Source organism: Sphingomonas sp. BLHR8, from assembly GCF_056821725.1.
Genome location: NZ_JBPDIM010000001.1, coordinates 1729727 through 1741609, shown reverse-complemented (window position 1 = coordinate 1741609; position 11883 = coordinate 1729727). Strand labels below are relative to the sequence as shown.

Here is an 11883-nt window from a genome sequence, read left to right as displayed (position 1 = left end):
CCTATCGGCTCCCGCCGTGCATCCCGGTGGGTCGGGAGCCGCCGTGCTGCGCCACAAGCCGTTCATAGACCGGTTCGTAGCGGCGAATGTTTGACGCCCAGTTACGCTCGCGCTCGACGAAGCGGCGCGCGCGCGCCCGCATCTGCGGCCACTGCGCCCGCCGCGCGAAGACGGAGGCGATGGCGGCGGCGATCGCGGCGGGGTCGTCGGGCGCGAACAGCGTGCCGGTGTCGCCATCGGCGATCAGCTCGCGGTGACCGCCGATGTCGGACGCGGCGACGAGCTTGCCCTGCGCCATCGCTTCGAGCGGCTTCAATGGCGTCACCAGCTCGGTCAGCCGCATCGCCTTGCGCGGATAGAGGGTGAGGTCGACCAGCGCATAATAGCGCTCGACCTCCGCATGCGGCACGCGGCCGACGAAACGGATGCGACCCGCCGCCGGGCTGGCCTCGGCCTGGGCGCGCAAGGCCGTCTCCATCGGCCCGCCGCCGACCAGCAGCAGCGCGGCGCGCGGGTTCTCGGCAACGATCTGCGGCATGGCGGCGATGGCGAGGTCGATTCCTTCATAATCGTAGAAGCTGCCGACGAAGCCGATCACGTCCGCATCCTCGAGTCCCAACTCGCGCCGCAGCGCGGGGTCGGGGGCGGCGGGCGTGCCGAACATCGCCATGTCGACGCCGTTGGGGGAGACGAGGATTTTCTCCGCCGCGACGCCGCGCGCGACGAGGTCGCGCCGCAGCCCGTCGCAGATCACCGCCACCGCGTCCGCCGCATGGACTGCGCGCGTTTCGAGCCAGCGGGTCGCGCGATAGCGGGCGTCGCCCTCGCGGCCCGTGCCGTTGCCGACCGCGGCATCCTCCCAAAAGGCGCGAATCTCGTAGAGCCATGGCAGGCGATGGCGCCGCGCCACCGGCCAGGTCGCGAGCGCGTCCAGCACCGGCGAATGCGCGTGAAGGATGTGGGGCCGCGCCTCCCGCACCAGCGCGTCGAGCCGGCGGGACAGGGCGGCGATTTCGTCCGCCTCGCCCAGCGGCGCGGGAAAGGGCGCGCGATCGATGCGCGGCGTGCGAACGAATTCGATCCCGTCGATCACTTCGCGCTCGGGCCCCTTGCGCGGGTGGCGGCGCCCGGTCAGCGCGGTGACGTGCCAGCCAAGCGCCTGCTGCGCCTTGAGGATAGCGCGGGTGCGAAAGGTGTAGCCCGATTGCGCCGGCAGCGAATGGTCGAGGATGTGGATGACGCGGATCACGGTGTCGCACTAGGCCGGCAATGTTTAAGCCCGCGTCAACCGAATTTGCGCTAGAGCCATCGCCATGATCGATACGATCGCCATCCTCGTCACCCATGTTCTGCTCGGCATCACCTTTTGGCGGCTGTCGGCGCGGCCCGATCTCGACACCGATGACCTTGCCGCCGATGCGCAGCCGGGCTTTGCCTGGCCGCGGTCGAACTGACGCGCCGGTTCGAGCCCGAGCCAGCGTGCGGCGCATAACATGCTGAAGGAAGCGTTCCTCATCGGCTTTCTGCTGGTGATTCTTGCCGCAGCGGTGCGCCGGCCGTTCCTGTTCACGCTCGCCTTTTGCTACGTCGACATCGTCGCGCCGCAGCGGCTCGCGTTTCTCATCCTGCCCAAAATTCAGCTGTCGCTGGTGCTGTTCGCGCTGGCGGTTGGAACGTGGCTGATCTTCGACAAGAAACGCGGCACACGCTTCGATCTGGCGCAGGGGCTGCTGCTGGCGCTGTTCCTCTACTGCCTCGCCACCACCATCAACGCGCATGTGCCGGAAGCGGCGGGGGAGAAGTGGTCGTGGGTGTGGAAGGCGCTGCTATGGTCGATCTTTCTGCCGCTGACGCTGACGACGCGATTGCGGATCGAGGCATTGCTGCTGACCATGGTGCTGGCGGCGGGCACGCTGGCGCTGTCGGGCGGGTTGAAGACGCTGGGCGGGGGGTCGGGCTACGGATCGCTCCGCATCCTCATCTCCGACAACAGCGGCCTTTTTGAAGGGTCGATCTTTTCCACGGTCGCCATCGCCATCATTCCGGTCATCCTGTGGCTCGCCCGCTATGGCACGGTGTTCCGCCCCAGCCGGCTGGTGTGGGCGGCGGCGCTGTTCCTGGTGCTCAACTGCCTGCTGATCCCGATCGGCACCCAGGCGCGCACCGGCCTGTTGTGCATTGCTTTGCTGGTGCTGCTCGGCCTGCGCGAGACGCGGCGACGGGGCGCCTATCTCGCGGTGATCGCCGCGCTGGGGCTGCTGGGTGCGGCGCTCGCTCCGGCAGCCTTCTCCTCGCGCATGGGGACGATCGGCGACTATAAGAGCGATGAAAGCGCCTCCACCCGCGTTGCCGTGTGGAAATGGACCTGGAACTACGCGCTCGACCACCCGCTCGGGGGCGGCTTCAACGTCTATGTGAAGAACCGGCTGCAGGTGGACCGGGTCGAAACGACCGTCTCCGGCAACAGCGTCACGCGGCGCATTGTTCCCTACACCGACCAGTCGCGCGCGTTTCACAACAGCTATTTCGAGATGCTGGGCGAACAGGGTTTTCCGGGGCTGTTCCTGTGGCTGGCACTGCAGATCGTCTGTCTGACGCGGATCGAGCGGCTGCGGCGACGGTTCAAGGGCGTGGCCGGCGACGATGCGTGGGTGCGCCCGCTCGCCGGCGCGTTGCAGGGCGGACACCTCGTCTACCTGCTGGGCTGCATGTTCGTCGGCATCGCGTTCCAGCCGTTCATGTTCATGCTTATTGCAGCGCAGATCGGTCTGTGGAGCTATGCCCGTGGCAAATTCGCACAGCAGCCCTGGCAAGTCGTCGAAGGGTTCGGACCGGCGCGCGGCGCGGTCGGCTTTGCCCGGACCTGACGCGGACGGATCCCCGCCGGCCTGTGCGTTGCGTAGGAAGATTCCTAGCGGTATGATGCGCCGTTCTGATGGTATTGCGTGGCGACAGCGGTTCGCGGCGCGGGCGCCGACTGCGCTCGCCACCGCTCGACCTTTCCGCCGCAGCGCGGGGGGACCCTCGGCGCGCGCTTGAGGAGGCGGCTGCCGCGCGCGGGGTGGACTGGCGACGGTTGAGCCTCTCCATCGGCCGCAACGCCGCATATGTGCAGCAATATCTGCGCCGGGGAACACCCCGCCGACTGGATGAACGCGATCGCGCCGCGCTGGCGGCGTACCTGGAAATGGACGAGGCCTTGCTCCGTGAGCGGACCGGATCGGACGCGCCCTTGTCTTCCCCGCGGGTGGCTCGGCTCGACGTCGCGGTGTCGGCGGGGGCGGGCGCCTTCACCGGCAACGAACGCACGCTGGCCGACGTAGGGCTGAGCATCGGCGAACTGCGCAAAATGACCCGCTCGCCGCTCGATCTGCTCACCATTGTCAAGGTGACCGGCGATTCGATGGCGCCCACGCTCCTCGCCGGTGACGACATTTTGGTCGATGCGGGCGCGCGCGTGCCCGAGCGCCGGGACGCCGTCTATGTGCTGCGGCGTGACGACGCGCTCAGCGTCAAGCGGTTGTCGCGCAGCCAGTGTGCCGAGGGGCGGATCGCGGTGCTGTCGGACAACCCCGACTTCCCCGATGAAGCGGACGTGGCGCTTGACACGCTCGATATCGTCGGGCGGGTGCGCTGGGTTGGGCGCGCGCTTTGAGGGTTTAACGGCAGACGCAGCGCGGGCGCACGGAACGACGCACAGGCGCGGCTCGCTGTGCGCGGGCCGGTGCTACGCGCGCGCGCGTCGCGACCCGCGCGCGCGCGGCGACCGGCTGCGCGACCGTTTCATAGGTCGTTTCGATCTCCTCGACGACGATCGGCGCGCCAGGCGTCACGATCTCGCGATAGCCCCAGCCTTCGTGGCCGTATTCGCCGCCATAGTCGTAGCCGTTGCGACCGTCGCCGCGCCAGCCAAAGCCATCTTCGCGGCGGTCATAGACGCGCCCATAGGGGTCCTCCGCATAGACCCGACGACTGTCGTAGCGCGCACGTCCATCCCGAACATAGGTGCCGCGATATTCGCCCTCGAACACCCGGCCTTCGCGATCCCAGCCGCCGTTCCAATCGCCTTCGACCCAGCGGCCATCGCGCCAGACGCGACCGCCGCGCATGTCCGCCGGCGGCGGGGGAGGGGCGCTGGCATCGACGATTGGCGGGCTGACCGCATCATCGCGAATGACGCGCACCTGCCGCACGACCCGCGTTCCGTCGGGCCGCACCTCGCTGCTGATACCGGCGGTCGGGATAACGACGCGGGTGGGGGAAGCGGTCGCGGACGGGGCAGGGCGTGTCGGCTGCGCCTGCGCATCGGTGGCCAGTGCGGCGACGACGGCAACTCCAACGAAAAGCACCAATTGTTTCACGCGACGACTCCCCTCCTGCCCCGAAGGCTGGTTAACGCCTCGTTAGCATTTTGGCCGCATCCCCGCGACCGGGCGAGAGAGTTAAGATTCGTCCCGCTTTAGGGCAGCGGGACTCCGGCCAGCGCCGACGCGATGGCCGCGACGAGGCGCTCGGCGCCACGCGCGTCGACCTCGCCAAACCGTGCGGGGCTGGGGCTGTCGAGGTCCAGCACGCCGATCAGCCGTCCCTCGTGGACGATCGGCACGACCAGCTCCGACCGACTGGCGGCGTCGCAGGCGATGTGCCCCGGGAAAGCGTGCACATCATCGACCCGTTGCGTGGTGCGCGTACGCGCCGCAGCGCCGCACACCCCCCGGTCGAGCGCAATCCGGACACAGGCGGAGCGTCCCTGAAACGGTCCGAGCACCAGCTCGCGGCCGTCGAAGCGATAAAATCCAGCCCAGTTGAGGTCCGGTAACGCCTGCCACAGGAGCGCCGCGACATTGGCCATGTTGGCGATGGGGTCGGGTTCATCGGCGCACACCGCTTGGGCGGCGCTGGTCAGATCGTCCCACAGCGTTGTGGGATCGGCGGCATCAAAGTCGAAGGCGAACATCCCGGCCGGCTATGCCTTCAACGCCCGGCACGCAAGCGGCGGCGGCGGCGTGGTGATGGTACGATCAAGGCCGCTCGCGTGGCGCGGGCTCCGGCGGCGCGTTTGGACGAAGGCGGTGCCCCGGCGTGGGGTGCAGCACCCAGGGATCGAATCCGTCCATCGCCACGCGCCGGTCTGGGTCGGTGCGGCCCCCGGCGGGCGGCGGGGTCGGCGTCGTTGCGGATTCCTTTGCTTCGATGCGCTTCCAGAACCGCTCGTGAAAGTAGAATGCGACCGCATTCACCGCGGGCTCGATGAGGGCAATGCCGCTCGCGATCGCGACCGAACCGGTCAGCAGGTACGCCACGCTGAACCCGACCGCGAGGTGGACGGCGAGATAGGTGAACGTCTTGGTGAGGTCACGCGACCACCAGCGCCCAGGCCGGGGTAACTTGGGCGCCGGGTGGTCGTGACGGATCAAAATTCCACCGCCCCGTCGATGCGGCCCCAGGCGGTGACGCGGTTCGCCGTGACTTCGATCATCACCAGATCGGGCGTGTCGATTCCCTGTTCAAACCAGCGATCGAGATCGGGCACCCAATGTTCGGCAAACCGTTCACGGTCGCGCACCAGCGTTGTCGTGCCCTGCAGCGAAAGCCACTGACCCTCGCCCGAATAGTCGAGCATCACCGCCGGATCGGCTTCGACCTGCTGCGCGACGTTGGAACTGTCGCGGGTGAAGAACCGCGACGTGCCGTCGAAGTCGACGTCGCGATTATTGCTCATCGGCCGCGACGCCAGCGCCCCGTCGACGCGGGTCGCAAACATGGCGATGTCCATGTCACGCATCGCGCGCGCGATGTCGGCAGCGGCGATCGGCTTCGATGGTTCGTCCATCTCACACTCCAGATTGAAGGCCGGAAAGCCCTCCGAACGAGCGAGGCACCTATTGGGTGCACAGGAACCGCGCCGACAGCGAAACGTTTGTGCTGCATCCTGGTGACTTTGCCGGGTTGAATCGTGCCGAGTCGGTGCGACTGCTTTGGGGATGGCCGCGGGTCATTCGCGGCGGATGGGGAGAATAAGCCATGGTCGATATCGGCAGCATTCGCAAACATATGCAGGTCATCGGGTCCGATGGCACCCAAGTCGGTGTCGTCGACAACGTCGAAGACGGCCGCATCAAACTGACGCGGCGGGACTCGCCCGACGGGCAGCATCATTACCTCAACGTGTCGGACATCGACCGGGTCGACGACCATGTTCACCTGCGCGCCGGCGTGACTGGGTTGGGCCACGACACGCACGGGACGACCGGCGCCGGCTACGCCGCCGCTGCGGGCGCCGCCGGCGTTGGCGCCGGCATGGCCGCGGACGGTCGCACGCCGCTGACGCGTGACAGCGACCGCGACGGCACGCCGGACGCGTTCGACACCCGCGACGCGCGTGATCACACCACCACGACCCACACCACCCATGGGGCAACGCACACCACCCATGTCGATCGCGACCGTGGCTTCAACTGGGTGCCATGGGTTCTGGCCGGTGTTGGTGCCCTCGCGCTGCTGCTTCTGTTGCGCTCCTGTGCCGATGACACGAGCACCACGACCGTGACCACGGATAACGTGCCGGCGGCGACCAGCACGACGACCACCACGACGACGACCGAGCGGGTCAGCCTGCCGGGTGGGGGAACGATCGAGGTGCGGCCGAACACGCTGACCTACGATCTCAACCGCTTCCTGCAGGGGAATGAAGCTGCGCCGCGGACGTTCACCTTCGACAAGCTCAACTTCGACACCGGGTCGGCCAATATCCGCGCCGAGGACCGCGACACGATCGCGTCGCTGACCTCGATCCTGAAGGCCTATCCGAACGTGAAGGTCGACATCGTCGGCTTCACCGACGCGCAGGGTGACCGCGCAACCAACGAGCGTCTGAGCGTTCAGCGCGCGGCTGCGGTGAAAGCGGCGCTGCTTGAAGGCGGCATCGCCGCCAACCGCGTCAACAGCCGCGGTGGTGGCGTTGCGGACAATGCCGCCGGCGGTGCGCAGCAGTCGGCCCGTCGCACCGATCTGGTCGTGACCGCGCGTTAAGCGCCGCTCGACCGGCCGGGTTGGAAATCGCCCGCCTCGACTTCGGTCGGGGCGGGCGTTTCGCGTTGCGGGTGGCCGATGCGATAGGGACCGTCCGCGACCGTGCGGGGCTGGCCTTTCCAGCTCAGTCGAACCCGCCCCTCGATGGCCAGTTCCGCGACCGCGGCATGCACGTCCGGCATCAGCGAGCGCCACGCGTCGCCATCGATCGAGCGCGCCACTTCGCTCGGGCAGATGGTGGCACCGATGGCACGCTGCGCGAGTTTATCGAGCACGTGTCCGCGCACCTCGTCGCGCGATTGAAAGCAGGAGGAAGTGTCGCGTGTCACTGCGTCATCTGATCATCGCGTCCTGCGCGATCCCGCTCGCCGCCTGCGTGAGCGTGCCGCGCGTGGCCGCTGCGCCCAGCACCGCGCCGACGTTCGACGTCGTGCGCTTCTTTTCGGGGGTCAGCCATGGCAACGGCACATTGCGGGTGGCGACCAAGCAGCCGGTGCGGGTCGAGGTCGACAGCGATGGTCGCATGGGCGCCGACGGAACGCTCAACCTCGTCCAGCGCATCCGCGAAGGCGCCAAGCCTGAGCGGACGCGGAGCTGGGCGCTGCGCGAAATATCGCCCGGGCAATGGAGCGGCACGCTGACCGATGCCGACGGTCCTGTCAGTGCACGCGCGCTGCCGGGCACTCTGCTGATCGATTTCCCGATGGACGGCATGCGCGTCCATCAGCGGCTGACGCTCAGCAGTGACGGGCAGGTGGCGCGCAACATCCTGACCGTGCGCAAGTGGGGCTTCACCGTGGCCTCGCTCGACGAAACCATCACCAGGGGTCCGCGGGCAACACGTTAACCGGGCCGAGCGGCGGCGGCTCGCTCGCTTGCCAGCCGGTCGCTGGCGCAATGGCGGGGCCGATATGGTGCGCGCCATTGGATGCACCCCACAAACCGCGCTCCGCAACGGCGGGGTGTGCCAGCGCCTCTGCGAAGTCGAGGACGGGAGCGAAGGCGACGTCCTTGTCCTCAAACCACGCCTCCCATTCGGCGCGGCTGCGCTGGGCGAAGGTTTCGCGCAGGAACGCGACCAGCGGCGCCTGCGCCTCGTCCGACTCCTCGTCAGCGAGGGGGATGAGGTCGGCGCGCCCCAGTGCCTCGAGCAGCACGCGGGCGAATTTCGCCTCCCGCCCGCCCAGCACGACATATCGATCGTCGGCTGTGCGATAGACGTTGTAGAAGGCAGCGCCGCCGAGCGAGCGCTGCCAAGCGGATCGCGGCGCCGACCCGCCGGCGATGGCGCTTCCGGCGGTGTGGGCCATCCACGGGAGCAGGCTGTCGAACATGGCGATGTCGAGCACGGCGCCCTCGCCCGTCCTTTCCCGCGCGAAAAGCGCCATCGCAACCGCCGACAGTGCGGTGAGGCCGGCGGCGAGGTCGGCGCTCGCGACACCGGGCACCACCGGCGTGCCGTCCGCTGAGTCGTTGACCGCCAGAAACCCCGCAAGCGCCTGAACGACCATGTCGTGCGCCGGGTGATGGGCGCGCTCGCCGGTCTGTCCGAAGGCGGTGAGCGAGGCATAGATCAACCGCGGGTTGATGGCGTGCGCCTGCTCGGCATCAAAGCCGAGCCGCGTCATCGCGCCGGGGCGAAACCCCTCGACCAGCACATCGGCTTCGGCGATCAGCCGGGTCATGGCGGTGCGGCCCGCGTCGCTTTTGAGGTCGAGCGTCGCTTGGCGCTTGCCGCGGTTGAGCTGGCGGAACCAGATGCTGTGCCCGGCTTCGAACGGTCCCTGCGTGCGCGCCGGGTCGCCGGCGGGCGGCTCGACCTTCAGCACGCGAGCCCCCTGATCGGCCATGGCGAGGGTCATCATCGGGCCCGGCAGAAACTGCGTGAGGTCGAGCACGCGCACTCCGGCAAGCATCGGGGTGCCTCCCCCGCGTGACCGGGTCTGTGTCACCACGGGCCGCCTGCCCGGCTCATTCGCCATCCGTACCATCCGACATCTGCGCCGTTCATCGCACTGCCACGCGCTTTGTGGCAAGATGCGAGGCTGAAGCATCCCCGGTCCGCGCCTCGGCGCGGCGAGGGAAGAGGTAGAGACAGACAGGAAAGCGAACGACATGAGGATTGCGAAGAAGGCGCTGTGGGCCGCAGCGGCGGTCGCGGCGACGTTCGGCAGCGCCGCTATGGCGCAGTCGCAGCGCGGCGCGGACTTCAGCCCCTACGGCGATTGGCAGAACCCGAAGCGCACGGTCACGGTGCGGGCGACGCCCTGCGGCGACAACCGGCTGTGCGGCACGGTGATCTGGGCGAGCGAGAGCGCCAAGCAGGACGCGCGCGAAAACGGCACACCCAACCTCATCGGCACGTCACTCTTGCGCGACTATCGTCGCACGGGCGCGAACCGCTGGTCGGGGCGGGTGTTCGTGCCGGACAACGGCAATACCTACGGCAGTCACATCCGCCAGCGCAGCCCGGATCGGCTGACGATTGCCGGCTGCGTTCTCGGCGGGATCATCTGCCAGAGCCAGGAATGGACCCGGATCGCGCCGCCGCGCCCGTCTTGAGCGCGTGAATTCGCCATCAGAGCGTTGCCTTTTGCGCGCTCTCGCCTAGCGTTCTGCGCGACGCATGGGTGGAGGGGTTGCACAATGACGCGCTTGTTTCTGGTTGGGGTGAGTTCCGCCGCCTTGGCGCTTGGCGGCTGTGCCTATGCGCCGCAGGATGTCGCGAGCGCGCCGCCTCCGCCGACCGCCGTCGAGACATCGGCCAGCACCGCTACCGCTCCCGTCCCGCCGGTCGCCGCGCGTCGCGATCATGCGGTGACCGCGCCCTTCGGTGCGAGCCGCAACGATCCCTATTACTGGCTGCGTGACGATACGCGGCAGAGCGAGGAGGTGCTCGGCTATCTTCGCGCCGAGAACAGCTACACCGACGCGATGATGCAGCGCCTGACGCCGCTGCGCGACCGCCTGGTGCAGGAGTTCACCGCCCGCGTTCAGCCGGACGAGGCGTCGCTGCCGACGCTCGAGAACGGCTATTATTACTACAGCCGCTTTGCGCCTGGTGCCGACTATCCGATCCACGCCCGCCGCCGCGGCAGCCTCGATGCGCCCGAGCAGATCTTGCTGGACGTCGCCGCGATGGGCGCGGGCAAGGGCTATTACAGCGTCGGCGATTATGAGGTCGCGCCCAACGACCGCATCCTCGCCTATGCTGACGACAGCGTCGGGCGGCGGCAATATACGTTGCGGTTTCGCGATCTTTCGACCGGCCGCGATCTCGCCGAAACCGTCGAAAACGTCGAGCCGAACTTCGTCTGGTCAGGCGACAGCCGCACGATCTTCTACGTCGAGAAAGATCCGGTGACGCTGCTGTCCAAGCGCGTGAAGGCGCACGTGCTCGGCACCCCGGCGAGCGCCGATCGTCTCGTCTATGAGGAGCGCGACGAAACCTTTTACATGGGCATCGGCAAGACCATCGATGACCAGTATATCTGCATCGGCGTGCAGAGCACCGTGTCGGCGGAGAGCCGTTGCACCCCCGCCGCTAACCCCGGAACCTGGACCGTCGTCGCGCCGCGAACGCGCGACCACCTCTATGATGTCGACCACGCCGCCGGCCGCTGGGTGATCCGATCGAACCGCGGCGCGCCCAATTACAGGCTCTACACCACGACCGACATCGCCCGCGGGCCGTCCGCCTGGCGCGACCTCGTCGCGCCGAGCGAGACGGCCTTCATCGACAGCGTGCAGCCGTTCGATCGCTTCGTCGCCATCAACGAGCGCGTCGGCGGGGTGAAGCGGCTGCGCATCCTCAACAACGACGGGTCGAGCCGGGTCATCGACGCCAACGACAGCGCCTATGCCATGAGCATCGGCGACAACCGCGAGGCGGGCGCGAACACGCTGCGTTACGTCTATACGGCGATGAACACGCCGGCGACGATCTACGACGTGGATATTGCAACGGGCGAACGCCGGGTGATGCGGGTCCAACCGGTGCCCACGTACGACCCGGCCAACTATGCCTCCGAACGCGTGTGGGCGACCGCACGCGACGGGACGCGGGTTCCGGTGTCGCTGTTCTACCGCCGCGGGACGCCGCGCGACGGCACCGCGCCGATGCTGCAGGTCGCCTATGGCAGCTACGGCATGTCGAGCGACCCTGCGCTTTCGACCTATCAGATCAGCCTCGCCGATCGTGGGGTGGTGATCGCGCTGGCACATATCCGCGGCGGTCAAGAAATGGGTCGCGCCTGGTATGACCAGGGCAAGATGTTTAACAAAAAGAACAGCTTCACCGATTTCATCGACGTCACCCGCTGGCTGGTCGCCAACCGCTACGCCGCGCCCGATCGCGTGGCGGCGATGGGCGGTAGTGCGGGCGGGCTGCTGATGGGCGCGGTCGCGAATATGGCGCCGCAGGATTACAAGGCGATCGTCGCGCACGTGCCCTTCGTCGACGTCGTTTCGACCATGCTCGACGCGTCGATCCCGCTGACGACTGGCGAATATGATGAATGGGGCAACCCGGCCAACCGCGCTTCGTACGACTATATGCTGAGCTACAGTCCGTACGACAATGTCAGGGCGCAGGCCTATCCGGCGATGTTCGTGACCACCGGGCTGCACGACAGCCAGGTCCAGTATTTCGAACCGGCCAAGTGGGTGGCGGCGCTGCGCCATGTGAAGACCGACAGCAACCCGCTGCTGTTCCGGACCAACATGGAGGCGGGGCACGGCGGGCGGTCCGGTCGTTTGCGCCGCTTCGGTGAGCAGGCGGAATATATCACCTTCATGCTCGATCAGCTCGGCGCGAGCGACCGCGTCGCGCGTTGAACCGCGGGTCGGGCG

14 protein-coding genes are annotated in these 11883 nt (G+C 67.9%); 7 read left to right on the top strand and 7 right to left on the bottom strand.

Translation table 11 applies throughout. From position 1 onward, the window contains the following. Position 1: 1 nt before the first annotated feature. Positions 2 to 1249, bottom strand: a complete 1248-nt coding sequence (locus ACRYJK_RS08750) for a TIGR04063 family PEP-CTERM/XrtA system glycosyltransferase (protein ID WP_482667138.1) — start codon at positions 1247 to 1249, stop codon at positions 2 to 4. Between the two features lie 64 nt (positions 1250 to 1313). On the opposite strand from ACRYJK_RS08750, the gene ACRYJK_RS08745 reads away from it, so the two are divergent. The 3 genes from ACRYJK_RS08745 to ACRYJK_RS08735 all read left to right on the top strand — a co-directional run bounded on the left by ACRYJK_RS08745 (position 1314) and on the right by ACRYJK_RS08735 (position 3655). Further along, entirely contained in the window at positions 1314 to 1454 is a 141-nt protein-coding gene (locus tag ACRYJK_RS08745; protein WP_482667137.1) for a hypothetical protein, read from the top strand. A gap of 39 nt (positions 1455 to 1493) precedes the next feature. Then, on the top strand, positions 1494 to 2867 hold the full coding sequence (locus tag ACRYJK_RS08740; RefSeq protein ID WP_482667136.1) for a DUF5935 domain-containing protein: 1374 nt from the start codon (positions 1494 to 1496) through the stop codon (positions 2865 to 2867). Between the two features lie 68 nt (positions 2868 to 2935). Next, positions 2936 to 3655: a S24 family peptidase gene (locus ACRYJK_RS08735; protein WP_482667135.1), complete on the top strand. Its 720-nt coding sequence runs from the start codon at positions 2936 to 2938 to the stop codon at positions 3653 to 3655. Positions 3656 to 3659: 4 nt separating this feature from the next. Here the strand turns inward: ACRYJK_RS08735 and ACRYJK_RS08730 are convergent, their stop codons facing one another. The 4 genes from ACRYJK_RS08730 to ACRYJK_RS08715 form a co-directional block, all read right to left on the bottom strand. Next, positions 3660 to 4361 carry a hypothetical protein gene (locus ACRYJK_RS08730; protein ID WP_482667134.1) on the bottom strand — a complete coding sequence of 234 codons (702 nt, stop codon included), beginning with the start codon at positions 4359 to 4361 and terminating at the stop codon, positions 3660 to 3662. A gap of 98 nt (positions 4362 to 4459) precedes the next feature. Further along, positions 4460 to 4957, bottom strand: coding sequence for a GAF domain-containing protein (locus tag ACRYJK_RS08725; RefSeq protein WP_482667133.1), 498 nt, complete (start codon positions 4955 to 4957; stop codon positions 4460 to 4462). Positions 4958 to 5021: 64 nt separating this feature from the next. Then, on the bottom strand, positions 5022 to 5417 hold the full coding sequence (locus ACRYJK_RS08720) for a DUF2061 domain-containing protein (protein ID WP_482667132.1): 396 nt from the start codon (positions 5415 to 5417) through the stop codon (positions 5022 to 5024). Beyond that, positions 5414 to 5833: a pyridoxamine 5'-phosphate oxidase family protein gene (locus ACRYJK_RS08715; protein WP_482667131.1), complete on the bottom strand. Its 420-nt coding sequence runs from the start codon at positions 5831 to 5833 to the stop codon at positions 5414 to 5416. Before ACRYJK_RS08715 ends, ACRYJK_RS08720 begins: the two co-directional genes overlap by 4 nt. A 191-nt stretch (positions 5834 to 6024) precedes the next feature. Here ACRYJK_RS08715 and ACRYJK_RS08710 point away from each other — a divergent pair, with 191 nt between their 5' ends. Further along, a complete protein-coding gene (locus ACRYJK_RS08710) occupies positions 6025 to 7032 on the top strand; it encodes a DUF2171 domain-containing protein (protein WP_482667130.1) in 1008 nt (335 codons plus the stop codon). Here ACRYJK_RS08710 and ACRYJK_RS08705 read toward each other — a convergent pair. After that, positions 7029 to 7319, bottom strand: coding sequence for a DUF3253 domain-containing protein (locus tag ACRYJK_RS08705; RefSeq protein ID WP_482667431.1), 291 nt, complete (start codon positions 7317 to 7319; stop codon positions 7029 to 7031). The genes ACRYJK_RS08710 and ACRYJK_RS08705 overlap by 4 nt on opposite strands. 35 nt (positions 7320 to 7354) lie before the next feature. Between ACRYJK_RS08705 and ACRYJK_RS08700 the strand changes: the two genes are divergently transcribed. After that, positions 7355 to 7879 (top strand): DUF3833 family protein, encoded by a 525-nt coding sequence (locus ACRYJK_RS08700; RefSeq protein ID WP_482667129.1) that lies wholly within the window; start codon positions 7355 to 7357, stop codon positions 7877 to 7879. On the opposite strand, the gene ACRYJK_RS08695 is transcribed toward ACRYJK_RS08700, so the two are convergent. Continuing rightward, a complete protein-coding gene (locus tag ACRYJK_RS08695) occupies positions 7851 to 8948 on the bottom strand; it encodes a CaiB/BaiF CoA transferase family protein (protein ID WP_482667128.1) in 1098 nt (365 codons plus the stop codon). The genes ACRYJK_RS08700 and ACRYJK_RS08695 overlap by 29 nt on opposite strands. Before the next feature lie 199 nt (positions 8949 to 9147). Between ACRYJK_RS08695 and ACRYJK_RS08690 the strand changes: the two genes are divergently transcribed. Continuing rightward, positions 9148 to 9594 carry a DUF2147 domain-containing protein gene (locus ACRYJK_RS08690; protein WP_482667127.1) on the top strand — a complete coding sequence of 149 codons (447 nt, stop codon included), beginning with the start codon at positions 9148 to 9150 and terminating at the stop codon, positions 9592 to 9594. An 84-nt stretch (positions 9595 to 9678) separates the two neighbouring features. After that, a complete protein-coding gene (locus ACRYJK_RS08685) occupies positions 9679 to 11868 on the top strand; it encodes a S9 family peptidase (protein WP_482667126.1) in 2190 nt (729 codons plus the stop codon). The last annotated feature ends 15 nt before the right edge of the window (positions 11869 to 11883 follow it).

What these genes read in the sequence shown, in the direction of transcription:
- ACRYJK_RS08715 (WP_482667131.1), bottom strand. Translation starts at nt 5,833, where the DNA reads ATGGACGAACCATCGAAGCCGATCGCCGCTGCCGACATCGCGCGCGCG.
- ACRYJK_RS08745 (WP_482667137.1), top strand. Translation starts at nt 1,314, where the DNA reads ATGATCGATACGATCGCCATCCTCGTCACCCATGTTCTGCTCGGCATC.
- ACRYJK_RS08695 (WP_482667128.1), bottom strand. Translation starts at nt 8,948, where the DNA reads ATGCTTGCCGGAGTGCGCGTGCTCGACCTCACGCAGTTTCTGCCGGGC.
- ACRYJK_RS08735 (WP_482667135.1), top strand. Translation starts at nt 2,936, where the DNA reads ATGGTATTGCGTGGCGACAGCGGTTCGCGGCGCGGGCGCCGACTGCGC.
- ACRYJK_RS08740 (WP_482667136.1), top strand. Translation starts at nt 1,494, where the DNA reads ATGCTGAAGGAAGCGTTCCTCATCGGCTTTCTGCTGGTGATTCTTGCC.
- ACRYJK_RS08690 (WP_482667127.1), top strand. Translation starts at nt 9,148, where the DNA reads ATGAGGATTGCGAAGAAGGCGCTGTGGGCCGCAGCGGCGGTCGCGGCG.
- ACRYJK_RS08710 (WP_482667130.1), top strand. Translation starts at nt 6,025, where the DNA reads ATGGTCGATATCGGCAGCATTCGCAAACATATGCAGGTCATCGGGTCC.
- ACRYJK_RS08725 (WP_482667133.1), bottom strand. Translation starts at nt 4,957, where the DNA reads ATGTTCGCCTTCGACTTTGATGCCGCCGATCCCACAACGCTGTGGGAC.
- ACRYJK_RS08685 (WP_482667126.1), top strand. Translation starts at nt 9,679, where the DNA reads ATGACGCGCTTGTTTCTGGTTGGGGTGAGTTCCGCCGCCTTGGCGCTT.